Raw genomic sequence first — 25,861 nt, 5'->3', positions numbered from 1 at the left:
CCGGCCTCGGCTGTCAGATCATGACGCGGTGTCCTCGGCGAGGACCCGCGTCATGGTGCGTTCGGCGAGCGCGGTGATGGTGAGGAACGGGTTGACGCCGAGGGAGCCCGGCACCAGGGAGCCGTCGGTGACGTACAGCTTCGAGTAGCCCTTGACCCGGCCGCAGTCGTCGGTGGCCCGGCCGAGGACGCAGCCGCCGAGCGGGTGGTACGTGAAGTCGTCGGCGAAAGCCTTGCTGGGGGTGCCGAACAGGTCGTACCGGTAGATGGTCGCGTTGGCGGCGTTGATCCGGTCGAACAGTTTCTTCGCCATGCTCACGGAGACGGCGCTCTGGGCAGCGGTCCAGCCGAGCTTCGCCGAGTCCGTCGCCGCGTCGTAGGAGAACGACGCGCGCTCCGGGTTCTTGGTGATCGCGAGGTAGAGGCTGATCCAGTGCTCCAGTCCCATGGGCAGGGGGGCGATCTCGGCGAAGACGGGGTTGTCGGTGTTGGCCCAGTCGTCGATGCCCATGACGGGGATGGTCGATTCGTCGGCGCCGACCGTGTCCCAGATGTGGTTGGCGCGGCCGAGCATCACATTGCCGTTGGTGCCCCAGCCGGTGCCGACGCTCGCGTCGAGCGCGGGCAGGGTGCCCGTCTCGCGGGCGCGCACCAGCAGTTCGGTGGTGCCGAGGCTGCCCGCGCCCAGGAAGAGGTACGTGCACGCGTAACTCTTGGTCTCGACGACCGCGCCGGTGAGGTCGATCCGGTCGGCGGTCAGCAGATACGTGCCGTCGGCGGCCCGGCGGATCTCCCTGACCCGCTCCAGGGTGTTGATGGTCACGTTGCCGGTGCCGAGCGCGGCGGCCAGATAGGTCTTGTCGAGGCTGCGCTTGCCCTGGTTGTTGCCGTAGATGACCTCGCCGGCCAGCGCGGACCTGGTCGCCGTGCCGGCCGCCTCGCGCTGCATGTAGTCGAAGTCGTAGACGTTGGGCACGAAGGCGGTCTTCAGACCGGTGTTGGCGGCGGCCTTCCGTGAGGTGCGGGCGAACCGGTACCAGGCCGTGGACTCGAACCAGGCCGGGTCGACGGTGTTGACGCCGAGCATGGAGCGGGCGCGCGGGAAGTACGTGGCGTACATCTCGCCGGCGTCGACGGTGGGGAACTGCTCGCTGAAGTAGGACGGCTGGGGGGTCGGGGCCATGCCTCCGTTGACCAGGGAGCCGCCGCCGACGCCCCGGCCCACGTAGACGGACATGTGGTCGAAGTGCACACGGTCGAGGACGCCGGGGTAGCTGCTGATGTTCCGGTTGACGACGTCCAGCCACAGGAAGGTGGCCAGCGGCGCCTCGGTGCGTGTGCGGAACCACATCGATCGCTGGTCGGGGGCGCTGGTGGAGCAGAAGACCTTGCCGTCGGATCCGGTGGTGTTCCACAGCCGGCCCATCTCCAGGACGAGGGTGCGGATGCCCGCCTGGCCGAGGCGCAGGGCGGCCACGGCACCGCCGTAGCCGGAGCCGATGACGATCGCGGGGGCGTTGTCGACGGCGTCGGGCTCCGCCGCGTGGGCGGACTGGAGGCCGACGCGGGTGAGGCCGGCGGTGGCGGCCGTCTGGAGGGCGATCATGCCCAGTATGTGACGTCTAGTCAGTTGACGATGCGTCAGTTTCTCTGTCATGGGCGCAGCATCCGCGGACTATTCGGTTCCGGCTAGCCCCTGGGGCCCGTCACAGCAACGCTTCGAGCCTCTCCGCCAAGAGGTCCCAGCGCCATTTCTCCTCCACCCACTGCCGCCCCCGCTCCCCCATGCGGCGACGCAGCTCCGGGTCGCCCAGGAGGGTGATGATCCGGTCCGCGGCGTCCTCCTCGGAGCCGCCCCGCACCACCCAGCCGGTCTCGCCGTCGAGCACCGCGTCCGGGGCGCCGCCCGAGTCCCCCGCGACCACGGGGAGGCCCGTGGCGGACGCCTCCAGGTACACGATGCCGAGGCCCTCGACGTCCAGGCCGCCCCGCCGGGTGCGGCACGGCATCGCGAAGACGTCGCCCGCGCCGTAGTACGCGGGCAGCTCGGACCAGGGGACGGCGCCGGTGAAGTGGACGGCGTCGGCGACCCCGGTCTCGTGCGCGAGTCTGCGCAGATCCCTCTCGTAGGGCCCGCCCCCGACGATCAGCAGGACCGTCTCCGGCTCCTTGGCCAGGATCCGCGGCATCGCCTGGATCAGCGTGTCCTGGCCCTTGCGCCGGACCAGCCGGGACACGCAGACCACCACCGGGCGGTCCGTGAACCCGAGGCGCTCGCGGGCCTCGTCGCCGCCCGAGCCCGGATGGAACGTCTTCTCGTCCACCCCCGGGGGCAGTTGCACCATGCGCCCGGCCGCCTGCGGGGTCAGGACGGAGGCGATCCGCGAGCGGGTGTACTCACCGAGGTAGGTGATCGTGTCCGTCGACTCCCCGATCCGGCGCAACAGGTCGCGTGCCGCGGGAAGCTGGGCCCAGCCCGCCTCATGACCGTGGGTGGTGGCCACCAGGCGCCGCGCCCCGGCCCGGCGCAGCGCGGGCGCCATCAGGCCGAGCGGGGCCGCCGCGCCGAACCACACCGACGTACAACCGTGCTCCCGCAGCAGTCCCACGGCCCGCCGGGTCGCGCCCGGCGTCGGCAGCAGCATCGTCGTCCGGTCCCGTACGACGGTGAAGGGCTGCTCGGCGTCGAAGGCGGCGCTCGCCTCGGCGCCCTCGCGGCCGCGCTTCCAGGTGGAGGCGTAGACGACCAGGCGCTCCGGGTCCAGACGCAGCGCCATGTTGTGCAGGAACGCCTGGATGCCGCCCGGGCGGGGCGGGAAGTCGTTGGTCACGATCAGGGTCTTGTGCATCGCCGTCGACAGTACCGAACCCGAGGTGCGACCGTCCTCACACCTCCGCACGGCCGCGCTTCATGGCCCTCGCACAGTCCCGCACGGAATCATGGCCCCGCAGGGTGACGACGACGCGGGACGCGCCGGAACAGGGGTCGGGTGGAGATGGCGGGCACACGGAGGTTCCCGGTCTGGCTGCTCGCCTTCTGGGGCCTGACCAGGGTGGCCCTGCTGCTCTTCGTCCTCAGGGTGTTCGTCTTCCCCGGTCCGGACGTCACCACCGACGTCTCGGTCATCTACCACGGGTGGTACGACACCCTGCGCACCGGGACGTTCCCGCGTCACGACGTCACCTGGCAGTACCCGCCCGCCGCCGCGCTCGCGATCCTCTCCCCCGCGCTGCTGCCCTTCCTGGACTACACGCGGGCCTTCTTCGTCCTCGCCCTCCTCGCCGACCTGGTGGCCCTCTGCCTGCTCTGGTACGCGGGCACCCGCCCCGGCAGGACACTGCGCGGCGCCTGGCTGTGGACGGCCGGCGTCGCCCTGCTCGGCCCGACCGTCTACGCCCGCTACGACGTGATGGTGACCGCGGTGGCGGTCGCGGCGCTGCTCGCGGGGGCGGGCCGGCCGCGTGTGATGGGCGCACTCACGGCCCTCGGCGCCCTGCTGAAGGTGTGGCCGGCGCTGCTGCTGGTGGGGGCCGCGAGCCGCCGGGCCTGGGTCTCGGCCGCGGCGACGGCCGGCGCCCTGGCGCTGCTGTTCGGTCTGACGGCGCCCGGCGCCTTCTCCTTCCTGACCGCCCAGCGCGACCGCGGCACCGAGGTGGAGTCGATGGGCTCACTGGTCTTCCACATCGCCCGGCACTTCGGCTGGCGGGGGCAGGTGCTGCTCAACTACGGCTCGGTGGAGTTCCTCGGCCCGTACGTGGACTGGGTGAGCGCGGCGGCCATGGCCCTGTCCGTGATCGCCTTCGGCTGGCTGCTGCTGTGGCGGCTGCGCGTCCGCCGTCTGCCGCCGCACGCGCTCGCGGACGCGGCCTTCGTCGCGGTCCTGCTGTTCACGGTCACCAGCCGGGTGATCAGCCCCCAGTACCTGGTGTGGCTGGTCGGGCTGGCGGCGGTGTGCCTGTCCCGGCGCGGCAGCCGGATGACCCTGCCCGCCGGACTGATCCTGGCCGCCTGCCTGGCCACCGTCCTGGAGTTCCCGGTCTACTTCGGGAACGTCGTCGCCAGTGACCGACTGGGCGTCACCCTCCTCCTCGCCCGCAACGGTCTGCTGCTCCTCGCCACCCTGACGGCCGCGCGCACCCTGTGGCGCACCACGGTCTCCGTCCCCCCGCCGGCCGTCCCCCCTCAGACCCCCCGCACCCAGGAGACCCTGGCGCCTTCCTGACGGGGTACCAGCAGGACCAGCGCGCCGTACTGCGACGCCATCGAGAGCGCGCACGCCAGGGCGATCCCGGGCAGCCCGGCGGGTTCCGACAGGACGTAGGCGAGCGGCAGTTGCACCGCCGTGCCGAGCAACGTCACACGCAGCAGCAGGGGTGCGCCACCGCCGCCCTCGAAGACCCCGCCGAGGGCGATGCAGCACGCCATCAGCAGCAGATAGGGGCCGATGCAGCGCAGGAAGAGCACGCCGTCGTGCGCGACCCCGGGCCCGGCGCCGAAGGCGCGCATGATCCACGGCGCGAGGGCGCCCAGCAGCACCGCGGACGCCAGCCCCACCGCCCCCGACACGAGCACGGCCTGCCGTCCGATCTCCCGTCCCTCGTCCTGGCCGGCTCCCCGGGTGTGCGCGGTGTGGATGGAGGCGGCCTGGCGGACCGCGTAGAAGGCCATGGTGGCGAGATACATGACCTTGTAGGCGATCGCATAGGCGGCCACCCCCGTCACCCCGAGCCGGGCCACGAGCGCCACCAGGACAAGGGCCCCGGTCTGCCGCACGGTGAAGTCGGCCGACATCGGCAGGCCGGTGGTGAACGTGCGGCGCAGAGCGGCTCCGGTCCGCCGCGCCGGTCCGGAGTCCGCCGCCGCGTCCGGCAGCGGAGTGCGCCGTAGGACGCGCAGACCGACGGCAAGGGCGGCGCAGCGGCACAGCACGGTGGAGACGGCGGCGCCCCGGACCCCGTAGACATGGATCAGCAGGGGGTCGCACACCAGGATCAGCCCGTTGGCCAGGAGGGCGAGGCGCATCGGGGTGCGGGTGTCGCCGGCGCCCTTGAGGATGCCGTCGACGAGCTGCTGGACGAAGAAGACGGCGATGCCGGGCAGCGAGATCGCGAAGTAGGCGGTGGCCAGGGGCAGCCCGGGTCCCCCGCCGCCCAGGACCAGCCGGGTCAGGGGCTCCCGCAGCAGGAAGCCGCCCGACACGACGGCCGGGGTGGTCACCGTGCACAGCGCCCAGCCGCCGCGCACGGCGTCCCGGACCGCCCCGGGGTCCTCGGCGCCCCGGGCATGGGCGACCAGCACGGTCGTCCCGGAGGCGAACACCAGGGCGATGCCGAGCAGCACGTTCTCGGTGTTGGTCGCCACGGCGACCGCCGCCACTGCCGGGCCCCCGAGCCGGGAGACCCAGACGGTGTTGATGATCCCGGCGGCCACGGAGGCCAGCAGGGAGAGGTAGACGGAGTCCTGGGCTTCCTGGCGGAGGAACCGCTGCACGGCTACGAGTTGAAGGCACGGATCGCGGCGCTGAACGGCCATGTCCACCGGGTCAGCGACGGCGCCCTGTACCCCGCGATCAGTCGCCTGGTGGCGGCCGGAAAGCTGGACCAGCGCACCGAAGCGGGCACGAGCGCGGCTCCGCGGCGCATCCTGTCCCTCACCGACGAGGGCCGCGCGGACCTCCTGGAGCGGCTGCGGCATCCCAAGCAGGCCGAGATCACCGACCATGCCCGCTTCAACACCGTGCTGGCGTTCCTGCGGTGGCTCCCGGACCCCGGCGAACAGGCCGCGGTGCTGCGCCGCCGGCTGGACTTCCTGGAGACCCCGGCAAGCTTCTTCTACCGTGACGGCAGGCCCGTACGGGCCGAGGAGGCGGAGGATCCGTTCCGGGCCGGCATGCTGCGGGTCGCACGGGCGAGGGGGGAGGCCGAGAGGGCCTGGCTGCGCGAGGCGATCGACCGGCTGGCGGGGTGAACCATCAGGCCAGTTGCGCCCGCAGATACGCCCGCCACTTCCGGGTGAACGTCTCCAGGTTCGTGCCGAGGGTGTGCTTCAGGACGGACTCGACCGCGCCGGTGCGGGTCCGGTGGTCGCCCACCGCTCGGTAGAAGGCGTTCAGCCGGGCCTCGCCCCAGTGGTCGGCGATCATCCGGCAGGCCAGCCAGCCGCTCTCGTAGGCCCCCGCCAGGGTGTCCGCGTCCTCGGAGAAGGCGAAGTCCGCGTCCTCGGGCAGCGCGGCCGGGACCTGGCCCCGGGCGACCGAGCGGCCGAGTTCGGGAGCCACCTCCCTGGGGGCGCGGCCGCTGTCGCGGTAGCCGACCCAGTCGGCGTAGCCCTCGGACAGCCACAGGGGTGTGGCCGCAGTGGTGTGGGCGCGGGTGGCCACATGGGTGGTCTCGTGCCGGAGCACGACCTGTTTGCCCAGGTCACCAAGGACGCTGTACGCGTCCGGGTTGACGATGATCCGGTCCGCGGGCGCGCGGGACGTGCCCCCCGCCTCCCCGGTGGTGACCGCGGCGATCCCCCGGTAACCGGAGGCCGGCGCGCCGAGCAGCCCCGCCATCCCCCCCAGCGACCGCGGTACGAGCACCACGACATGCTGGACCCAGTCCGTGCCCCAGGCCCGCGTGACGGCGGGGACCGACCGGTCCGCGAGGTCCGCGTAGGTCCGCAGGACGTCCCGGGGCTGCCCCACACCGAGGACGAGGCTGTGCGTTCCGCGGACGGTCTCGACCGCGCCCTGCTCCCACAGTTGCTCGCCCGCCTTCTTCGCGGGCTGGTCGGCGCTGACGTACCAGCGGCCGTCGGTGCGGGTCAGCCGCAGCACCCGGGCGGCGGTGACCGGCGCCCGGTCGTAGTCCTTGACGCGGTAGCGCAGTTCGGCGTCGGCACTCGCCCGGTCGCCGGTGCGGTGCAGGGCCGTGACACGGTACGACAGGGCGGCCAGCGGAACGGCGCGCAGATTGTCGAACTCGGCCGCGTCGGCGGTGTGCGCCTCGGTCGCGAGGAACGCGGGCCGGTTCCCGGCGAGCACGGCGGCCGCCCGCCGGTCGAGGACCTGCTGCACGGCGGCCGTCTGGGAGTCGGGCGCGGGCTGCCCGCCGCAGCCGACGAGCCCGGCGAGAAGCAGCACACAGGACGCAACGACCCCCGACGCACGCCCATGACCAGCCACTGTCCGATGGTACGCGTCGGCCGAGCCGGGTACGGGCGCCGTGGTCAGGGCCGGGTGACCGAGGAGATCGGCATCATCCCGACCGGGTCGTAGCGGACCGCGGCCCCCGGATGCGGTGCATGGATGACCTGGCCGCCGCCGACGTACATGGCCACATGGCTCGCGTCGGAGCGGTAGACGATCAGGTCGCCCGGGCGCATCTGGGAGAGCGGCACCTGGTGGCCGGCATACCGCTGCTCCTGCGACGTGCGCGGCAGTCCGATGCCCGCTCGCCCGTACGCCCACTGCATCAGGCCCGAACAGTCGAAGCCGACCGGTCCGCTGGCACCCCACACATACGGGCGGCCGAGCGCGGTGCGGGCCGCGGCGACCGCGGCGGCGGCGCGCGCGTCGGGCGCCTCGGCACCGGTGAGGACGGGCACGTCGACACCGGAGCGGGACGCCCGGTCGTAGGCGGCGCGTGTGGTGGACGGCAGGGAGTCGAGCAGCCGGCGCGCGGTGGCGAGTTTGTGTTCCACGGTCCGCTTGTGCCGGGCTACGGCCGCACGGTTGCGCTCCAGCTCGGCCAGCCGGCCGGTGGCGTCCGCGCGTTCCTGGGCCAGCTCACGCAGGGCCGTCTGGAGTTCCCTGAGCCGGCCGGCCTGGCGGGAGCCGACCCGCTCGAGCACAGCCGCCCGGTCCAGATACTCGCCCGGGTTGCGGGACAACAGCAGTCCGAGGGAGGAGTCGAGGCCGCCGGAGCGGTACTGGGCCCCGGCGAGGGAACCGAGCGTGTCCCGCAGGGCGTTGACGCGGTCCTGCTGCCGGGCGATCCGGTCCTGCGCCTGGCCGACCTGCCGGCGCAGCGAACCGGCCTCCTCGGTGGCCTTGTTGTAGGCCTCGGTGGCCTGCTCGGCCTCCTGGTACAGCCGGTCCACCGTGATCCGGGAATCACGCGCCGGGGCGGCGTCCGCGGGTGCGGCGCCGAACGCCGTGGCGGCTGCCGCCGCGGCGGCGGCCGACAGCACGGCGGCTGCCTTCCTCAGTGCCTGGTGCGCCTCCGGGGCGCCCTCCCCGGTGTCCCTTCGGCTCACCGGACGCATGGCGGCGCCTCGGCCCCGGCCGAGGCCGGCTGGTGCAAGGCGGCGATGGGACCCCACGACCGGTCGCACTCCCTTCCGCTGACAGACCCCGCCGCACGGCGAGGGAAGTGCGGCAGACAGTAGCCGGGTGATCACGCGGGGTCCAAAGGGACCACAGTGGGCGCACAACGCGGCACCCCGCCGCTGACGCAGGTCATCGGCGGGGCGTGGGGTCAGCGGGCGTCGCTGGAATTCGCCCGTTCGGGCGGTGTGGCGGCCCGGTCCGCGAGGGATCCGGTCATCCGGTCAGACTCTGACGCCGAACATGAAGGGTCCGCCGATCGTGCTCATCGACTCGTAACGGACGACGGTGCCGGTGCGCGGGGCGTGCAGGATCTGGCCGTTGCCCGCGTAGAGGCCCACGTGGTGGATGTCATTGAAGAAGAAGACCAGGTCGCCGACCTTGAGGTCGTTGACCGAGTAGATCCGGGTGCCTATGTTGGCCTGCTCCTGCGAGGTACGCGGGATGGAGACACCCGCCTGGCCGTACGCCCAGGAGGTCAGGCCCGAGCAGTCGAAGGTGGCCGTGCCGGTGGCGCCGTACTGGTAGGGCCTGCCGATCATGGACTGGGCGGCGGAGAACGCCGCGGCCGCCCGGCCGGAGGCGGAGCCGGTGTCGCCGCTGAGGACGCTGCGCTCGCTGGCCCGGCTGGCCCGGTTCTGCTCGGCGGCGAGCTCCTGCTTCTCCTGCGCGGTCAGGGAGTTGAGCAGCTTCTGCGCCGCGGCGAGCTTGCCCTGGACTTCCTGCTTGTTCTTGCCCAGCTCGGTCCGGGTGGCCGCGAGGTCCTTGAGCTTGTCGGCGGCCTCCTGGCGCTCCTGGGCCAGCTCGCGCTGCTTCTCCTGGATCTTCTTGAGCGCCTCGACCTGCTGGCTGCTCAACTGGTCCAGCGTGGACGCCTTGTCGAGGTAGTCGTCCGGGTTCGAGGAGAGGAACAGCTGCACGGAGGGGTCGATGCTGCCGGTGCGGTACTGGGCGCTCGCCATGGTGCCGATGCCGTCACGCAACTGGTTCAGCTCGTCCTGACCCCGGGCGACCTTGTCCTGCAGGCCGGAGATCTGCTTCTCCAGCTTGTCCTGCTTCTCCTTGGCGCCGTCGAAGGCCTCGGTGGCCTGCTCGGCTTCCCCGTAGAGCTTGTCGACCCGGGACTTGACCTCGTCCTTGCTCGGCTTCTCGCTGGGGGCTGCGTTGGCGGCCTGGGCACTGAAGGCCACGGCGGCGGCAGCGGCGGTGGTGAGCACGGTCACACGGGTGCGGCTCGGCTGCTTGGGTCGACGGTGGGACGCCACGGGGGCGAGCTCCTTCTTCCTTCAGCCGCCTACCGACACGCCGGCGGGCGGTGCCCTCCGCCGCCACTCACCCCTTGTGAGTGATCACCCGTGCGGAGGTTCGAGGCCCGACCCTAGTGACCTCGCTGTGATCAGTTCAAATCCTGAGCGCGAAAATTCCCGCCACGCAATGCATTCTTTGCACGGAACTCACGTGCGGTGATGCGGCCTTGACGCTACGTTGCGCCACGACCGCCTCAATTCGGGCATGCCCGACGGATGTTGCGCTTGGTGCGTACGCGACCCATGGGGTGTACGGCGCAATGGACGGGCCGGGTAAGGAAGTCCGTTATGCCCTGGAAAATCGCCTGAGCAGAACCACCGACGCGACGGGGCGGGCGCCCGCCCTGGCGACCCCGTCGGCCACCTCGCGGTCGGTGGAGACCACGATGACGGGCCGGCCCGGCGGCTCCGCGCGCACCAGCTGACGGATCAACTCGTCGGCGGTGACGCCCGGTTTGGAGAACAGCACCCGCACTCCGCGCGGCGGCGCGAGCAGCACGGGAGCGGCCAGTTCGGCCCCGTCGAAGACGCAGGTGACCTCCGCGCCGGTCTGCGCGGCGAGCTGCGAGAGCTGCCCGAGGAGCCTGAGCCGCTGCTTCTCCAGCGGCATCTGCGGATAGCCGGTCTTGGTGACGTTGTAACCGTCCACGACCAGATGCACCTGCGGCAGCGCGAGCAGCTGGTCGAGGATGGCGGGGTCGTTCTCGGACAGCGCCCGGGCGGCGATGTCCTTCGGTGTCATCCGTCCCGGTTCGACCGCGTCCACGGTCTCCGCGGGCCGCACCGAGACCGGTGGCAGCGCCAGCTCCCGCCGCAGCCCCTGGGCCGCGTCCAGCACGGTGTCGAGCAGCAGCCGTACCCGCATGTCCTCGACGCTGCGCCCCTCGCGCGCCGCCCGGCGCGTGGCCTCCAGTGCGGCCTCCGCCTCGCCGAGACGCGCCTTGAGCCGCCGGGTCTCGCTCTCGGCGGCGGACACCTGCGTCTGGCTCTCGGCGCGGACCGTCTCGATCTCGCCCTGGACCTTGCGCAGGGCGGCCTCGCCGCGCTTGACGTCGCTGAGTGCGGCGCGCAGCTTCCGGTGAAGCGATTCGGCTTCCTTGCGGGCCGACTCCAGCTCCCCGCGCAGCCGTTCGGTCTCGGCACGCGTCTGCTCGCGGGCGGCGCCCAGCTCCTCGCGCAGCCGTTCCAGTTCGGCCCGGTTCTCCTCGTCGGCGCGCTCGGCGTCCGCCCGATGGGCCTCCTCGCCCGCGGCGGTCACCAGCTTCACCCAGCCCGCCGGGCGCAGCACATAGGCCGCGGCCGCCACGTCGAGCGGGTCCGCGGCCGGGGGCGGCGAGCCGGAGTCGAGGGCACCGGCGAGTTCCGGCTGGGCCTCTCTGAGCTTCTCCGCGATCCGCTGCCGGAACACCGCGTCGGTCTCCAGGGCCGCCGCCATGGCGTTGCCAGCGAACTTGGCCCGACGGTTCGGGGCGAATCGGGCGTACTGCCGCAGCTGTGCGGGCAGTTCGGCCAGGGTCAGCCCGCCGAAGCCGTCCGAGACGATCTGCACGACCCGACGGCGCACCCCGTCGGGCAGCGGACGGTCGAGCACCTCAGCGGTGCCGTCGACCGGCTCCCCGCCCGAAGTCTCCACCATCCGTCACCCCAATGCCTGTGCGGGGCCGCCTCCGTCAGGAGCCGGCGCCCGGCCTGTCCACGAGTTCCACCTGATCCAGGGCGTTGCACCAGCGGCAACGCACCGACTCGATGGTCTCACTGACCACCTCACGCTCCTCGACCGTCGGCTCCCCGGCCAGATCGAGATGCATGTACTCGATCACCTTCGATGAACGGGTCACGTCGAACCGGGTCAGGTTGCCGCAGAGCGTGCAGCGCCAGCGGGTCGTCTCGGTCGGCAAGGGAACCGTCATCGTGGCCGCTCTTCCTTCTTCCAGTCTCCGTGATGCGCCAGTTTCCCTGGAGCGTGTGGCTCGTAACCCTACGGCCTGGCGGGCAGGCGCCGCCCGCCCGTATCACGCGGCGAGGCACTCTGTGCCGATCGGTTCGGTTACGCCATGCTCTGTCCCATGATCAGCACCTGGGGCAGGACGGCCGGGAGGGCGTTGCGGGGACAGCCGGCACCCGTGACGTACGGACTGATCGCGCTGTGCTGTCTGATCTTCGTGCTGGGGCCGGCGTCGGGCCTGAATCCCGCCTACGGCCGGGGCGAGGCACTGCTCGCCGCCCAGCGGGTCTACTTCGCCCGCTGGGGCGTGGTGCCCGCGGAGATGTTCAGCGGTGCGCCGCGGGCAGCGCTCACCCCCGCGACGGCGCTCTTCGTGCACGGCAGCTGGGTGCATCTGCTCGGCAACATACTGTTCCTCTACGTCTTCGGGGCGATGACCGAGGAGCGGATGGGTCATCTGCAGTTCGCCCTGTTCTACGGGGGCTGCGGCTATCTGGCGCTCCTCGGATACGCGGCCGCCCACGCACAGTCGACCCAGACACTGGTCGGGGCCTCGGGGTCGATCTCCGCGGTGCTCGGCGCGTTTCTGTTCCTGTTCCCCGGGGCCAGGGTGACCAGTCTCTTCCCGTTCCTCTTCTTCCTGCCGCTGCGCTTTCCCGCCTGGGTGGTGCTGCCCTTCTGGGCGACGCTGCAGTGGATCGCGGCGGGCCGTGCCGCCCAGGGGCCGGGCGTCGCCTATCTGGCCCATGTGGTGGGGTTCGCGCTGGGCTTCCTCTACGCATGGGTGCGCAGACCCGTGCTGGTGGCGCGCCCGTGAAGCCGGGCGGCGGGCGAGAGGGTGCGCCGCGGGGTGCCCGGCGGCGCCACGCGAACGCCCCAGCGGGCGAAAGGGCCCGCTGGGGCGTGGGGTGGGCCGGCCGGCGGCCGCAGACATCGGGCGGGCGGCCGTACGGGGAGCGCGCCGCCGCCGTGACGCGGCGGCGCGGCGTCTCACAGACCCATGGACTTGGCGACGATGCTGCGCATGATCTCGCTCGTGCCGCCGAAGATCCGGTTCGCACGGTTGTCGGCGTATATACGGGCGATCGGGGACCGCATGGTGAAGCCGTATCCGCCGTGCAGCTGAAGGCAGCGGTCGATGACCCGGGCCGCGGCCTCGGTGCAGTACAGCTTGACCGACGCGGCCTCGTCGGCCGTCAGCTCCCCGGCGTCGAACCCGTCCAGGGCCTGGTCGACGACCGCCCGCAGGGCGTCCACCTCGGCCTTGCAGTCGGCCAGCACGAACTTGGTGTTCTGGAAGGCGGCGACGGGCTTGCCGAACGCGATGCGTTCCCGGACGTACTCGGCGGCCAGCCGGACCGCGGCGGCCGCGTGCGCGTACGCCCCCACGGCGATCCCCAGGCGTTCCTGCGGGAAGACGTCGGCCAGACAGGGGGAGGCGTCCCCGGGCTCCCCCACCACGTTCTCGGCGGGGACGTGCACGTCGGTGAGCGTCATGTCGACGATGTCCGAGGAGCGCAGGCCCAGCGTGGGCGGCTCGCCGCTGATCTCGACGCCGGGCCGGTCGGTCTCGACGGCCAGCAGCGACATGCCCCCGCGCCGGTCGTTCCCGTCGGCGCCGGAGGTGCGGCAGGCGACCAGGACGATGTCCGCCTGGGCGCCGCCGGAGACGAACGCCTTGGCGCCGTTGAGCACGTAGTGCGTGCCGTCCTCGGAGGCCTCCGCGACGGACCGTATGCCCGCGACGTCGGAACCCGCGTCCGGTTCGGTGATCGCGATGGCGGTCATCAGGTCCCCGGTGACGAAGCCGGGCAGCCAGCGGCGCTTCTGCTCGTCCGTCGTGTACTTCACGAAGGTCGCCGGAAGGGCCAGCTGGGCGCTCGCCCCGCCGAAGGTCACACCGGCCCTGGCGCACTCCTCCGCGATGACGGCGTTGAACTTGAGGCCTGTCGCCCCGGCCCCGCCGTACTCCTTCGGTAGCCGAACCCGAAGACGCCGAGCTTACCCAGTTTTTGATAGAAATCCCGCGGAACGCGTCCCGCTTCCTCCTACTCCGAATACACCGGCAAACTTCGGTCGCAATGAAGTCCCGCACCCTCGCGCGGAACGCCTCGTGCTCGTCATGGAAAACTGTGCGCCGCACGGCGGCTCCCCCTGTAGTGACGATAGAAACTTCCCCGGCCCGCCGAAGCTAATCCATGATCGACAGGACTGTCCAGGGTGCCGCCGGAGCCCCGTTCCTTATGTCGGCATTACGCTCGCCGCTACGCAGCTTAAGGTTCTTGCCCTTTCCTGCTGTCGTGTGTCTAGAATTCGATCACGGGGTTGGAGCCGCTGCTGCGGACATCTCGCCCATCCTGCCGCTTTCAGGGGGAGACAGGCATGGACACCTTAGGACACGACGTGTTGTTCAATGCGCGAGATCCGCGCATGCGTGACGACCCGTACCCCCTCTACAAACGTCTTCGGGACGTGGCGCCGGTCCATCGGACGCCCTATGGCCATTGAGTCGTCTCGGGATGCACAGCCATACGAGCATTCGGACGATATCTCCCGACGCACTCGACGTGAATCTGGTGAGAAAAGAAGTCGACACCGCGCTCGAAGATTTCCTGGCAGAACACCGGGAGAGAACAGAGCAATCACAGATGGCGCGCGTGGTGACGCTCATCACCGAATTCATGGAGGGCGGCAAGAGAATCCGCCCGATATTGACCGTCATGGAATGGAAGGCAGTCGGCGCGGGGAAACCGGCACGGAATCCGTCATTCGCGTCGCGGCATCGTTGGAGATGTTTCACGCGTTCGCCCCATTCATGACGACATCATGGACGACAGCGACACCAGACGAGGGCGCCCCACTATTCACCGGGTACTCGCGGGAAATCGGGGCGACGGGCGCACGGAGCGTTTCGGGCTCGGGGCCGCCGTTCTGGCGGGCGACCTGGCCTTCACCTGTCATGACCCGACGCTGGCGCTCGCCGCGCTCGCGTCCCGCTGGCGGCTGCGCCCGGTGCCCGGCGCCGTGGTGAAGCCCCGCGCCGAGATGAGTCGGACCCCGGGACCGCTCCCGATGGTGCCCGAACCGCGCTGACGCGGCCCGATCCGGCGCGACCCGGCCCGGCCTGGTCCGGCCTGGTCCGGCGCGATCCGACCTCGTCCGGGTTGATCCGGCCGACGGTGCTGCTGCCCGTCGGCCGGACGCGTCAGCCGCGTCGGCCGGAAGGGTCAGCCGAAGGTGACGGGCAGCCGGTGCAGTCCGCGCAGCATCAGGCTGGGGCGCCAGACGAGGTCGTCGGGCTCGGTGTCCAGCGCCAGGCCGGGCACCGTTCCAGCAGCGTACGGAAGGCCACGCGGCCTGCATACGAGCCAGGGGGGCGCCGAGACAGTGGTGGATGCCGTAGCCGAACGCCATGTGCCCGCGGGCGTCCCGGCGGATGTCGAAACGGTCGGCCGCCGCGAACCGCGCGGGGTCGCGCGATGCCGAGGCCGGCACCACGGCCACCGACTCGCCCCGGCCGACGACCGTCCCGCCGATCTCCACCGGCTCCTTGGCGTAGCGGAAGGCCGTGGTCTCCACCGGCCCCTCATAGCGCAGCATCTCCTCCACCGCGTTCTCCAGCAGCGACCAGTCGGCGCGCAGCGCGGCCAGTTGCTCGGGGTGGCGCAGCAGGGCGAGGGTCCCGCTGGAGAGGAGGTTGGCCGCGGTCTCGTAGCCGGCCACCAGCAGCAGGAACGCCATACCGAGCATCTCCTCGGTGGAGAGGCGGTCCTCCTCGTCGCCCATCGTCCCGGCCAGCGCGCTCAGCAGGTCCTCGCCGGGATGCTGCCCCTTGGCGGCGATCAGCTCGGCGAGGTAGCCGGTCATCGTCTGTGCCGCGGCGGCCGCGGCCTCGGGCCGGGTGAAGTCGGTGCTCTCCAGATACCAGTCGTGGAACGTCTTGCGGTCGGTTTCCGGGACGCCCAGCAGTTCGCAGATCACCGCCAGGGGCAGCGGCAGCGCGAACGCCTCGACGAGATCCGCCTTCCCCTGCGGCAGCATGGTGTCCACCAGCTCGTCCGCGATGCGCTGGACACGGGGCCGCAGGGACTCCACCCGCCGGGGGGTGAAGTCCTTGGCGACCAGCCTGCGCAGCCGGGTGTGCTGCGGCGGATCGGTCTGCACCATGTTCAGACCGATGGAGTTGCCGCCGTCGTCCGCCCACTCCGCGGAGTGCCGGATGTCGTTGGAGAGACGGGGATCGGCCAGCACCGCCCGTGCCTCCTCGTACCCCTCGACGATCCAGAACTCACCCGAAGCCGCGGTGCGCACCCGGTGCACCGGGCGCCCTGGGCGCGCATCCGCTCGTAGACCGGATGGGGGTTGTTGACGAAGGCCTGGCCGAGGGCCGACAGATCCTCGAAATCCGTTGCGGACAAGGGTCTCCTCGCTTCGCGAACAGTAACCGGGTAAGCCCCCGGTTATCTGCCGGCGACCCCAGCAACGAAACCGGGGAGTGGTCCACGGTTGGTGTTAGGGTCCCGCCCATGGCCAGCACGGACGACCGGAGAACACCGCTGCGCAGAGATGCCCGGCGCAATCGCGAGACGCTCATCGCCGCCGCCCGGGACATCTACGCCGAGCACGGGGTGGACGCTCCTCTGGACGTCATCGCCCGCCGGGCCGGCGTCGGCAACGCCACGCTCTACCGCCACTTCGCCGACCGCGCCGCACTCGTCGAAGCCGTCTTCCACGACTCCCTCAAGCCGGTCCTGGACGCCGCCCGGGAGGCCCGCGACCGGGAGGGGGACGCCTGGAGCATCCTCATCGCCTACCTGGAGCAGGTCTTCGAGCTGCTGGCCGCCGACCGCGGCGCGGGTGACCTGATGACCGCGGCCGTACAGGGCGTGCCCACCCTCGACGTCCTCCACGCCGAGAACCGGGAGACACTGCAGGCCCTGGTGCGCCGCGGCCAGGACCAGGGCACGATCCGCGCCGACATCACCGTCGAGGACCTGCTGTTCCTGCTCGCCGTACTCGGTCGGGCCGCGCCCGCCGTACCCGACGCGTGGCGCCGCTGTCTGGCCCTGGTGCTGGACTCCCTCCGCCCCGCTGCCGCCCGCCCCCTTCCGGCTCCGCCGCTCGGGCCGGAACAGTTCGCCGCCGCCCTGAGCCGTCTGGGCGGGAGGCCCACGACGGCACCGGGCCGCGCACACCACCCTCGTCCACCAGCATCGGAGGCCACCACGCCATGACCCGTCAGCGCCCCATATCGCCCTTCGAGAGCGTGTATTTCCTCGATCTGGGACCGGCAGGCCTGCCGCTGTACGACATGCCGGCCTATGTCGAGTCCCTGGTGCGGGGCCGGGTGGAGCCCGTCCTGATGCAGCGGGCCCTGGGCCTGCTGACCCTCCGGCACCCGATCCTCCGGTCCGAGGTGGTGGCCGGTGACACCGGACCGGTGCTGCGGGTGCGCGACCGGGTCCAGCCGCCGCTGACCGTGCTGGAGGGCATCGACGAACGGTTCGCCGCGCTGATCAACCTCCGCCCGGACTGGACGCAGAGCATGATCCACGGCTGGCTGCTCACCGACGGCGAGCACAGCCAGGTGGTGCTCGGTGTGCACCACGGTGTCGCCGACGGCCGGTCCGCCTTCGCCCTGCTGAACGAGTTCTGGCAGTACTACACCGCTCTCGCCGGCGGCGCGGACCCTGCCCCGGAGCAGCGCGACGCGCTGCCCGAGGCCATCGACACCCGGCTGGCCGGGGCCATCCCCGACAGCGAGATCGACGCCCTGGTCGACGCGCTCGCACAGGGCGGTGCGGACGACGCCGAGCCCGCCACTCTGCCCACGGAGGGGGTGGGACGGCCCGGCCGCCCGTCCGCGTCGCGCCGTTTCGTCGTCGACCGGCTGGAGTTCGACCCCGAGGTCACCGAGTCGGTGGTCGCCGCCGCCCGCACCCGGGCGTGACCGTCAACAGCCTCGTCACCGGTCTGGTGCTGACCGCGGTACGCTCCCAACTGGCGCCCGAGAACGGCCCGTTGCCCATGGTCTGCGGCCACGGAGTGGACCTGCACACCCGGCTGACGCCCGAGCTGCCGCTCAGCACCGTGCTCAACTGCATCACAGGCCTGCAGACCCCCGTGACCGTCTCGCACGACGACCGCCCGGACACCGTCGGCCAGGACGTGGCCGACCAGATCGCCGCCGCCCTGGCCCGCCAGGACCCCGAGCGTTTCCTGCTCACCGCGCTGCGGGCGGGCGCCCGGGGCATCCCGCTGCCGGTTCCGGTCGTCAGCTACGGCATCTCCAACGTGGGCCGCATCCCCGCGCACCCCGTTCCGGACGGCGTACGCCTGCTCCGCTTCGGCGGCACGGCGAACGCGCCCGGCATGCCGCCGAAGATGGGGGTCGCGAGCTTCGGCGGGCGGCTGCTGGTGCAGAACGAGTACGACAGCTGGACCTACGGCGAGGAGCAGATGGCGCGCCTGCGCGAGACGCTGCACACCTCCTTGAAGGAACTGGCCGGCTGACGCGGCGCCGGACGTGTCCCGGCGGTGCGGGAGACCGCACCGCCGGGACAGTCTGTTGGTGAGCGGTGGAGCAGGTCTTAGAGTGACAGTCCGAGCGTGCACCTAGGGAGACAGCCAGCCGTGATCACTGCGATCGTGCTCATCAAGACCAGCGTGGACCGGATCCCCGAGATCGCCGAGTCGATCGCCGCGCTGGACTCCGTCAGCGAGGTCTTCTCCGTCACCGGCACGTACGACCTCATCGCCATGGTCCGGGTTCACGCCCACGACGACCTCGCGGACGTCATCCCCGGCCGGATCAGCAAGATCCCGGGTGTGCTGGCCACGGACACCCACGTCGCCTTCCGCACGTACTCCCAGCACGACCTGGAGGCGGCATTCGCGATCGGGCTCGACAACTGATCGGGCTCGACAACTAGAGGAGTCCGCCGGCCGACCGGTCAGGGGCGTCAGACCGCCGGGACGCAACGCCCGTCCTGCGTACGGTACGTCCACCGCGCGCCCTCCCGGACCAGTTCCCCGACCGCCCGGACGAAACGCTCCACATGCTCGTCGGGCGTGCCCGCGCCGAAGCTGACGCGGATCGCGTTCAGGGAGCGCTCGCCGGGCGCGGCCTCGGGGGCGCCGCACTCGCCCTGGGTACCCGGGTCGCCGCCCAGCAGGGTGCGCACCAGCGGATGGGCGCAGAACAGGCCGTCGCGCACGCCGATGCCGTACTCGGCGGAGAGCGCGGCGGCGAAGTGGGAGCTGTTCCAGCCCTCGACGACGAACGAGAGGACGCCGACACGGGGCGCGTCGTCGCCGAAGAGGGAGAGCACCTTGACCTCCGGGATCCCCGCGAGTCCTTCCCGGACCCTGCGGACGAGGTACTGCTCACGGGCGACGAGCGCGTCGAAGCCCGCTTCCGTGAGGGCCTTGCAGGCCGAGGCGATGGAGTAGGCCCCGATCACATTGGGCGAGCCGGCCTCGTGCCGCGCGGCGCTCTCGTGCCAGTCGACGTCCACTCCCCCGTCCGCCCGCCGGGTCACCCTGCGGCTGGCGCCGCCGCCCGCGAGGTAGGGCTCGGCCGCGCGCAGCCAGTCGGCGCGGCCCGCCAGCACGCCGGAGCCGAAGGGGGCGTAGAGCTTGTGGCCGGAGAACGCGACCCAGTCCACCCCGAGGTCCCTGACCGACACCGGGTGGTGCGGGGCCAGCTGGGCGGCGTCCAGGACGACCCGGGCGCCGTGCGCATGGGCGGCCTCCGCCAGCTCGTGTACGGGCCACAGCTCGCCGGTGACGTTGGAGGCACCGGTGACGCAGACGAGGGCCGGTCCGTGGGGGTCGCGGTCCGCGAGGGCGCCCTCCAGGGTCCGCACCGCCTGCTGCGGGGTGCGCGGGGCGTCGAGGACCGTGACCCGGGCGTCCCGCCAGGGCAGCAGCGAGGCATGGTGCTCGGTCTCGAAGACGAAGACCTGGCAGTCGGCCGGCAGGGCGGCGGCGAGGAGGTTGAGCGAGTCGGTGGTGGACCGGGTGAAGATCACCTGGTCGTCCTCGCGGCAGTCCAGGAAGGCGGCGACGGTCCTGCGGGCGTTCTCGAAGAGGTCGGTGGACAGCTGCGACAGATACCCGGCGCCGCGGTGGACGCTGCCGTAGTACGGCGCGTACGCCGCCACGTCGTCCCAGACCCGCTGCAACGCCGGGGCGCTGGCCGCGTAGTCGAGCGCGGCGTAGGTGACGGTGCCGCCCGTGACGAGCGGGACGCTGACATCCCTGCCCAGAACGGGCAGCGGGGCACAAACGGACTGGTCGGCGGCAAAGGTGGAGACAGACATGGGTGCACTCCCGTGAAGGCAGAGGGGATCACCGCACCGGAGGACTCGCGCAAGGGCGCGCGGCTGCCTCGACGGCACGGGAAAAGGGTGAAAAGGGGATGCGGAGGCGGGGCTCTGCGGCCCTAGCGCATTCGCTTGCTCACGGAGAAGGCTCCCTCGAACGACCAGGACCCCCGGCCCCACGCTCATCCACGGCGTGTGAGGGGTCCGCGCTTGCCGTAGACCTCGCTGCCTACGGCCTGGTCTTCACCCGGGGCACCCCGCCACGGACGGAGGGTTGCCGGACAGCCGGCCGGGGCCGAGTGGCTGTCGCTCATGACCTGGGCAGGACGCTACGTGACATGATCGGCCGCCCGCAACATCTGTCCGGATGCCGGGACATACGTCGTCCGTCCCGGCGGCGACGGCATGGGCGAGGGGGGGAGCCCGGCCGTGCCGCGCTCCCCCCCCCTCGCCCCGGGGCTCACCGGTGGCTCGCGGCCACCCAACGCTCCAGGGACCGCTTCGCGGCGCCCGAGTCGATCGACTCCCTCGCCTTCTCCATCCCGGCCCGCAGCTGCTCGGCCAGAGGCGCACCGGTGGGCTCCAGGGCCACCAGCGCCGCCGCCGAGTTCAGCAGCACCGCGTCCCGCACCGGCCCGGTCTCCCCGTCCAGCAGGCGCCGCGCCACATCGGCGTTGTAGGAGGCGTCAGCCCCGCGCAGCGCCTCCACCGGCACCAGCTCGATGCCGACGTCCCGGGGGTCGAAGGTCTCCTCGGTGACCTTGCCGTCGCGGACCACCCAGACCCGGGACGTCGAGGTCGTGGTCAGCTCGTCCAGTCCGTCGTCGCCGCGGAAGACCAGGGACGAGTTCCCGCGTTCGGCGAGGACCCCCGCCACGATCGGCGCCATCCGCGGGTCCGCGACACCCACCGCCTGGGCCTTCACCCGCGCGGGGTTGGTCAGCGGGCCCAGCACGTTGAACGTCGTACGGATCCCGAGCTGGCCGCGCGCCGCGGCCACATGCCGCAGCGCGGGGTGGAACTTCACCGCGAAGCAGATGGTGATCCCGGCCTCCTCGGCCACCTCGGCCGTCCGCCGCGGGGTGAGGTCCAGATTGATGCCGAGCTTCTCCAGCACGTCCGAGGAGCCGGACGCGGACGACGCGGCCCGGTTGCCGTGCTTGACGACCTTCGCCCCCGTGCCGGCCACCACGATCGACGACATCGTGGAGATGTTGACCGTCTTCGCGCCGTCACCGCCCGTACCGACGATGTCGACCGACGGACCCGGTACCTCGATCACGTTCGCGTGCGCGTACATCGCTCGCACGAGCCCCGTGATCTCGTCGACCGTCTCGCCCTTCGCCCGCAGCGCGACGACGAAGGCGGCGATCTGCGCGTCCGTCGCCTCGCCGCGCATGATCCGGTCCATCGCCCAGGCCGTGTCGTCCACGCTCTGGTCACGGCCGTCCAGCAGGGCGTTCAGCACCCGGGGCCAGGAACGGCCCGCCGCGGTGTCGCCTCCAGCGGGGTTCACAGCGCTCATAAGCCGCTCCTGGGTCGGTGTCCCGGCCGGGACACATTTCTCGAACAGGTCCACCCTATCCAGCCCCGGGCACGGCAAAGGGCCCCGTCCGGATCTGGACGGGGCCCTTCGACCGTGGCGTGGCGCGCGCAGCGATCAGTGGTGGCCGTGGCCGCTCGTGATCTCCTTGTACTCCTCGACCGTGGGCTTGGGGATCTGGTTGTCGTCCCCGTAGTAGGCGTTGCTCAACCGGGCACGCAGCTTCTCCGAGCCCTTGACCTTCCGCTCGACGCCGTTCTCGTCGACCGTCGGGCCGATCTCGACCGGCTTGTACTGCTCGTGCGCCGTGAGCGTGTGCAGCTGCTCCTGGCTGAGCGGCTCGTGGACCTCGATGAACTCACCGTGCGGCAGCCGCTTGATGATGCCCGACTCGCGGCCGTGCAGCACCTTGTCGTGGTCGCGGCGCTGGAGGCCGAGGCAGATCCGCTTGGTGACGATGAACACGAGCACCGGCAACACGAAGAAGGCGATGCGGACGAACCAGGTGATCGAGTTGATCGACAGGTGGAAGTGCGTGGCCCAGATGTCGTTGCCGCCACCCAGCAGCATCACGAAGTACCAGGAGATCCACGCGGCACCGAAGGCCGTACGCGTCGGCGCGTTGCGCGGGCGGTCCAGGATGTGGTGCTCGCGCTTGTCGCCGGTGATCCAGGACTCGATGAAGGGGTAGGCACCGATGGCGGCGAGGGTCAGCGGGAAGAGCAGCAGCGGGATGAACACACCCAGGACGAGCGTGTGGCCCCAGATGTTGATCTCCCAGCCGGGCATGGCACGGATGAGACCCTCGGCCTGGCCCATGTACCAGTCGGGCTGGGCACCCGTGGAGACCTGGTCCGGACGGTAGGGGCCGATGGCCCAGATCGGGTTGATCTGCGCGATCGCCGCGATGGCCGCGATGGCACCGAAGACCAGGAAGAAGAAGCCTCCGGCCTTGGCCATGTACACCGGCAGCAGCGGCATGCCGACGACGTTGTTGTTCGTCTTTCCGGGACCCGCGAACTGCGTGTGCTTGTGGTAGAAGACCAGGATCAGGTGGCCGACCACCAGACCGAGCATGATGCCCGGCAGCAGCAGGATGTGGATCGAGTAGAACCGGGCCACGAAGTCGCCACCCGGGAACTCGCCGCCGAAGAGGAAGAACGACAGGTACGTGCCGATGATCGGCACGGACAGGATCGCGCCCTCCATGAAGCGGACACCGGTGCCGGAGAGCAGGTCGTCGGGGAGCGAGTAACCGGTGAAGCCGGTGAACATGCCCAGGACGAACAGCAGGAAGCCGAACAGCCAGTTGATCTCACGCGGCTTGCGGAACGCGCCGGTGAAGAACACGCGCATCATGTGCACGAACATGCCGGCGAGGAAGACCAGCGCCGCCCAGTGGTGAATCTGCCGGATCAGCAGACCGCCACGGACGTCGAAGCTGATGTGCACCGCCGAGTTGAACGCCTCGCTCATCATCTGGCCCTGCAACGGCACGTAACTGCCGTGGTACACCACCTCGTTCATCGAGGGATGGAAGAACAGGGTCAGATACACACCCGTGAGGATGATGATGATGAAGCTGTAGAGGCAGACCTCACCCAGCATGAACGACCAGTGGTCGGGGAAGATCTTGCGCATGTTCGACTTGGCCAGGGAGTAGATCCCCAGGCGGCCGTCGGCCCAGTCGGCGACGCGCTCGCCGGCCGGTGCCCGTCCGCGCGAAGCGGACTCGTTGGTCGTTGAAGTGCTCATCCGCGCTCCCAGAAGGCAGGACCGACGGGCTCTTCGAAGTCGCTGAGCGCCTCGAGGTAGCCGTCCGCGTTGACGCCGATGTGCAGCTGCGGCAGGGCGTGACCAGCCGGGCCGAAGATGACCCGGCCACCGTCGGAGAGGTCGAAGGTGGACTGGTGGCACGGGCAGAGGACGTGGTGCGTCTGCTGCTCGTACAGGGAGATCGGGCAACCGACGTGGGTGCAGATCTTCGAGTAGGCCACGATGCCCTCGTGGGACCACGAGAGTTCCTTCTTGTCCTTGATGTTCTCCGGCTGGAGCCGGACGAGCATCAGGGCGGCCTTCGCGATCTGCTGCTGGAAGTCCTCGTTGGTCTCCTCCAGGCCCTCGGGCTTGGCGAAGGTGAGCGAACCGACGACGATGTCCGAGGGACGCATCGGCTGGTTCGTGTTCATGTTGACGAGGAGCTTGCCCTTGGACCACAGCGTGTGGCGCAGCTTGGTGCCGGGCAGCGTGCCGAGGTCACGCAGCAGGAACACGCCGGAGAGCGGCACCAGGGCCAGCGCGCCGAACATCGTGTTCCGGATCAGCGAGCGACGGCCGAGCTGCGACTCCTTGGCACCCTGCTGGAAGTCGGCGAGAACCTTCGCCTTGACCTCCGGCGCCGCCTCGATCGGGTGACGCTCGTCGGCGACCTCGACGTCGGACATCAGGGTGCGGGCCCAGTGGACCGCGCCCGCGCCGATCGTGAACAGCGCCACGCCCAGCGTCAGGCCCAGCGCGAAGTTCATCGCGCTGATGTGCCCGATCGGGAAGACGTAGATCGACCTGTCGTTCGGGATCGTGACGTACGAGGCGATGAAGCCGAGGGTGGCCAGCATCGACACGGTGAACAGCAGGGCGACCATGCGCTCGGAGCGCCTGGCGGCTCGCGCGTCGATGTCCTGGATCCGGTGCTCGTGGGGCGGCAGCCCCGGGTCGGCGAACGGGTTCTCCTCGTCCGCGACCGCTACGGCACCGTGCTCGGTGTCCTGCTCAGCGGGCAGGTTCTCTTCGGGAATGTCTTGGCTACTCATGACTTCTTGGCCTTTGCGGTCCGAGCGGCGACCCAGACGGCGACCGCGATCAGCGCGCCCAGTCCGAAGATCCAGGCGAAGAGGCCCTCGGAGACCGGGCCGAGACCGCCCAGGTCGAGACCGCCGGGGTTCTCGGTCTGGTCACCGTTGACCGCCTTGACGTAGGCGATGATGTCCTTCTTGTTCTGCTGCGACAGGGTGGTGTCGGGGAAGGACGGCATGTTCTGCGGGCCGGTCTGCATGGCCTCGTAGATGTGCTTCGGGTCGACGCCCTCGAGGCTCGGCGCGAACTTGCCGTGCGACAGGGCACCGCCCTCGCCCGTGATGTTGTGGCACTGCGCGCAGTTGGTGCGGAAGATCTCGCCGCCCTTGGCGATGTCGGCACCCTCGGGGCTGTAGTCGTTCGTCGTCGGCACGGCCGGACCGGCGCCGAGCGAGGAGATGTACGCCGCGAGCTGGTCGATCTGGGCCTGCGAGTAGATGTTCTTCTTCTTCGTCACCTGGGGGCCCTGGGAGGTGGCAGCCGGCATACGGCCGGTGCCCACCTGGAAGTCCACGGCCGCGGCGCCGACACCCACCAGGCTCGGACCGTCGGAGCTGCCCTGACCGCCGGTGCCGTGGCAGCTGGCACAGCCCACCTGGTAGAGCTTCTTGCCCTCCTCGATGGCGAGGGACTGGGAGGTTTCATCGGCCTGAGCCTTGCTCGCGGGCGCGAACGCGGCGTACAGCCCCCCGGTGGCCGCCAGCGCGAGGAGTAGGACGACGACAGCCGCCAGCGGATGGCGTCGTCGTGCGGAGAGCTTTTTCACGGATTACCCCGGTGTCAGGATCTTCTGCGTCGATGCTTCTGGAAATGGATCGGTTCGTCGCGGGCGATCGGTTCTCCCCGATTCGGGTGACCGGTCGCCGCGGCCGACCGCCGATTACCTGATCAGGTAGATCGTGGCGAAGAGGCCGATCCAGACGACATCGACGAAGTGCCAGTAGTAGGACACGACGATGGCGGCGGTCGCCTGCTCATGGGTGAACCTCTTGGCCGCGTAGGTGCGACCGAGGACCAGCAGGAAGGCGATGAGTCCACCCGTCACGTGCAGGCCGTGGAAGCCGGTGGTCAGGTAGAACACCGAGCCGTACGGGTCCGAGGACAGCGAGAGGCCGTCCTTCTTGACCAGCTCGGTGTACTCGAAGATCTGCCCGCCGACGAAGATCGCACCCATGATGAAGGTGAGGATGAACCAGCCACGGAGCTTCTTCACGTCACCGCGCTCGGCCGCGAACACGCCGAGCTGGCAGGTCAGCGAGGAGAGCACCAGGATCGTGGTGTTGGTCGCCGAGAACGGAAGGTTGAGATGGCTCGCCATCGCCTTCCAGTGCGTCGGACCCGTCACCGATCGCAGGGTGAAGTACATCGCGAAGAGGGCCGCGAAGAACATCAGCTCGGAACTCAACCAGATGATGGTTCCGACGCTGGTGAGGTTCGGCCGGTTGACCGACGGGTGCGCGTGCCCGGTTTCTACTGTCGTTGCTGTCGCCACGACCGACATTATGTCGGGCGCTTATCCCGCCCTCACTCCGGGGGGTGCCGTTCGGAGTGTCCGCAGCGTGTGGAGGGCCCGTA

General features: G+C 70.8%; 23 protein-coding genes, 2 pseudogenes and 1 riboswitch. Of the genes and pseudogenes, 9 read left to right on the top strand and 16 right to left on the bottom strand.

The features are described from left to right. Window positions 1-18: 18 nt before the first annotated feature. The gene (locus AB0L95_RS29250; protein WP_365166459.1) at window positions 19-1,605 is read right to left on the bottom strand and encodes a GMC oxidoreductase; all 1,587 of its coding nucleotides are present in this window, start codon (window positions 1,603-1,605) and stop codon (window positions 19-21) included. 100 nt (window positions 1,606-1,705) lie between these two features. Beyond that, complete coding sequence (locus AB0L95_RS29245) at window positions 1,706-2,848, bottom strand: glycosyltransferase family 4 protein (RefSeq protein ID WP_365166457.1); 1,143 nt, start codon at window positions 2,846-2,848, stop codon at window positions 1,706-1,708. A 141-nt stretch (window positions 2,849-2,989) separates the two neighbouring features. Between AB0L95_RS29245 and AB0L95_RS29240 the strand changes: the two genes are divergently transcribed. Next, window positions 2,990-4,222: a glycosyltransferase 87 family protein gene (locus AB0L95_RS29240; protein ID WP_365166455.1), complete on the top strand. Its 1,233-nt coding sequence runs from the start codon at window positions 2,990-2,992 to the stop codon at window positions 4,220-4,222. Here the strand turns inward: AB0L95_RS29240 and AB0L95_RS29235 are convergent. Next, window positions 4,183-5,490 (bottom strand): MATE family efflux transporter, encoded by a 1,308-nt coding sequence (locus AB0L95_RS29235; RefSeq protein WP_365166453.1) that lies wholly within the window; start codon window positions 5,488-5,490, stop codon window positions 4,183-4,185. The genes AB0L95_RS29240 and AB0L95_RS29235 overlap by 40 nt on opposite strands. 9 nt (window positions 5,491-5,499) lie before the next feature. Between AB0L95_RS29235 and AB0L95_RS29230 the strand changes: the two genes are divergently transcribed. After that, entirely contained in the window at window positions 5,500-5,967 is a 468-nt protein-coding gene (locus AB0L95_RS29230) for a PadR family transcriptional regulator (protein WP_365166451.1), read from the top strand. 4 nt (window positions 5,968-5,971) lie between these two features. Here AB0L95_RS29230 and AB0L95_RS29225 read toward each other — a convergent pair whose 3' ends face one another. The 5 genes from AB0L95_RS29225 to AB0L95_RS29205 form a co-directional block, all read right to left on the bottom strand. Then, window positions 5,972-7,168: a hypothetical protein gene (locus AB0L95_RS29225; RefSeq protein ID WP_365166449.1), complete on the bottom strand. Its 1,197-nt coding sequence runs from the start codon at window positions 7,166-7,168 to the stop codon at window positions 5,972-5,974. Between the two features lie 44 nt (window positions 7,169-7,212). Further along, window positions 7,213-8,250: an NlpC/P60 family protein gene (locus AB0L95_RS29220; RefSeq protein ID WP_365166446.1), complete on the bottom strand. Its 1,038-nt coding sequence runs from the start codon at window positions 8,248-8,250 to the stop codon at window positions 7,213-7,215. Between the two features lie 285 nt (window positions 8,251-8,535). Then, a complete protein-coding gene (locus AB0L95_RS29215) occupies window positions 8,536-9,576 on the bottom strand; it encodes an NlpC/P60 family protein (RefSeq protein ID WP_365166444.1) in 1,041 nt (346 codons plus the stop codon). 328 nt (window positions 9,577-9,904) lie between these two features. Further along, window positions 9,905-11,254: an NYN domain-containing protein gene (locus tag AB0L95_RS29210; RefSeq protein WP_365166442.1), complete on the bottom strand. Its 1,350-nt coding sequence runs from the start codon at window positions 11,252-11,254 to the stop codon at window positions 9,905-9,907. Between the two features lie 34 nt (window positions 11,255-11,288). Further along, window positions 11,289-11,528: a hypothetical protein gene (locus tag AB0L95_RS29205; RefSeq protein WP_365166440.1), complete on the bottom strand. Its 240-nt coding sequence runs from the start codon at window positions 11,526-11,528 to the stop codon at window positions 11,289-11,291. Between the two features lie 156 nt (window positions 11,529-11,684). Between AB0L95_RS29205 and AB0L95_RS29200 the strand changes: the two genes are divergently transcribed. Further along, on the top strand, window positions 11,685-12,380 hold the full coding sequence (locus tag AB0L95_RS29200) for a rhomboid family intramembrane serine protease (protein ID WP_365166438.1): 696 nt from the start codon (window positions 11,685-11,687) through the stop codon (window positions 12,378-12,380). A gap of 173 nt (window positions 12,381-12,553) precedes the next feature. Here the strand turns inward: AB0L95_RS29200 and AB0L95_RS29195 are convergent. Then, window positions 12,554-13,706, bottom strand: a pseudogene (locus tag AB0L95_RS29195) (acyl-CoA dehydrogenase family protein). A gap of 424 nt (window positions 13,707-14,130) precedes the next feature. Here AB0L95_RS29195 and AB0L95_RS29190 point away from each other — a divergent pair. Next, window positions 14,131-14,382, top strand: coding sequence for a hypothetical protein (locus AB0L95_RS29190; RefSeq protein WP_365166436.1), 252 nt, complete (start codon window positions 14,131-14,133; stop codon window positions 14,380-14,382). A 7-nt stretch (window positions 14,383-14,389) separates the two neighbouring features. Beyond that, window positions 14,390-14,656, top strand: a complete 267-nt coding sequence (locus AB0L95_RS29185; protein WP_365166555.1) for a hypothetical protein — start codon at window positions 14,390-14,392, stop codon at window positions 14,654-14,656. Between the two features lie 324 nt (window positions 14,657-14,980). Here the strand turns inward: AB0L95_RS29185 and AB0L95_RS29180 are convergent. Beyond that, window positions 14,981-15,349: pseudogene (locus tag AB0L95_RS29180) on the bottom strand (cytochrome P450); the annotation flags it as partial. A gap of 740 nt (window positions 15,350-16,089) precedes the next feature. On the opposite strand from AB0L95_RS29180, the gene AB0L95_RS29175 reads away from it, so the two are divergent. The 4 genes from AB0L95_RS29175 to AB0L95_RS29160 all read left to right on the top strand — a co-directional run bounded on the left by AB0L95_RS29175 (window position 16,090) and on the right by AB0L95_RS29160 (window position 18,478). After that, a complete protein-coding gene (locus AB0L95_RS29175; protein ID WP_365166434.1) occupies window positions 16,090-16,797 on the top strand; it encodes a helix-turn-helix domain-containing protein in 708 nt (235 codons plus the stop codon). Continuing rightward, window positions 16,794-17,513, top strand: coding sequence for a hypothetical protein (locus AB0L95_RS29170; RefSeq protein WP_365166432.1), 720 nt, complete (start codon window positions 16,794-16,796; stop codon window positions 17,511-17,513). Before AB0L95_RS29175 ends, AB0L95_RS29170 begins: the two co-directional genes overlap by 4 nt. Next, the gene (locus AB0L95_RS29165) at window positions 17,510-18,076 is read left to right on the top strand and encodes a hypothetical protein (RefSeq protein WP_365166429.1); all 567 of its coding nucleotides are present in this window, start codon (window positions 17,510-17,512) and stop codon (window positions 18,074-18,076) included. The genes AB0L95_RS29170 and AB0L95_RS29165 overlap by 4 nt, the downstream gene beginning before the upstream one ends. 120 nt (window positions 18,077-18,196) lie before the next feature. Next, window positions 18,197-18,478 (top strand): Lrp/AsnC ligand binding domain-containing protein, encoded by a 282-nt coding sequence (locus AB0L95_RS29160; RefSeq protein ID WP_365166427.1) that lies wholly within the window; start codon window positions 18,197-18,199, stop codon window positions 18,476-18,478. A 47-nt stretch (window positions 18,479-18,525) separates the two neighbouring features. On the opposite strand, the gene AB0L95_RS29155 is transcribed toward AB0L95_RS29160, so the two are convergent. The 6 genes from AB0L95_RS29155 to AB0L95_RS29130 form a co-directional block, all read right to left on the bottom strand. Then, complete coding sequence (locus AB0L95_RS29155) at window positions 18,526-19,887, bottom strand: aminotransferase class V-fold PLP-dependent enzyme (RefSeq protein WP_365166425.1); 1,362 nt, start codon at window positions 19,885-19,887, stop codon at window positions 18,526-18,528. Between the two features lie 204 nt (window positions 19,888-20,091). Next, window positions 20,092-20,208, bottom strand: a riboswitch (SAM riboswitch). Between the two features lie 142 nt (window positions 20,209-20,350). Continuing rightward, complete coding sequence (trpD, locus tag AB0L95_RS29150; protein WP_365166423.1) at window positions 20,351-21,415, bottom strand: anthranilate phosphoribosyltransferase; 1,065 nt, start codon at window positions 21,413-21,415, stop codon at window positions 20,351-20,353. Window positions 21,416-21,550: 135 nt separating this feature from the next. Then, window positions 21,551-23,188, bottom strand: coding sequence for a ubiquinol-cytochrome c reductase cytochrome b subunit (locus tag AB0L95_RS29145; protein WP_365166421.1), 1,638 nt, complete (start codon window positions 23,186-23,188; stop codon window positions 21,551-21,553). Further along, window positions 23,185-24,243 carry a Rieske 2Fe-2S domain-containing protein gene (locus AB0L95_RS29140; RefSeq protein WP_365166419.1) on the bottom strand — a complete coding sequence of 353 codons (1,059 nt, stop codon included), beginning with the start codon at window positions 24,241-24,243 and terminating at the stop codon, window positions 23,185-23,187. Before AB0L95_RS29140 ends, AB0L95_RS29145 begins: the two co-directional genes overlap by 4 nt. Continuing rightward, window positions 24,240-25,052, bottom strand: a complete 813-nt coding sequence (locus AB0L95_RS29135; RefSeq protein ID WP_365166418.1) for a c-type cytochrome — start codon at window positions 25,050-25,052, stop codon at window positions 24,240-24,242. The genes AB0L95_RS29140 and AB0L95_RS29135 overlap by 4 nt, the downstream gene beginning before the upstream one ends. A gap of 114 nt (window positions 25,053-25,166) precedes the next feature. Next, on the bottom strand, window positions 25,167-25,787 hold the full coding sequence (locus tag AB0L95_RS29130) for a heme-copper oxidase subunit III (protein ID WP_365166417.1): 621 nt from the start codon (window positions 25,785-25,787) through the stop codon (window positions 25,167-25,169). Window positions 25,788-25,861 lie beyond the last annotated feature (74 nt).

It is taken from the genome of Streptomyces sp. NPDC052036 (genome assembly GCF_040680495.1).
Classification (GTDB): domain Bacteria; phylum Actinomycetota; class Actinomycetes; order Streptomycetales; family Streptomycetaceae; genus Streptomyces.
The sequence above is the reverse complement of the archived record's forward strand: the minus strand, read 5'-3'. Positions and strand labels throughout refer to the sequence as shown.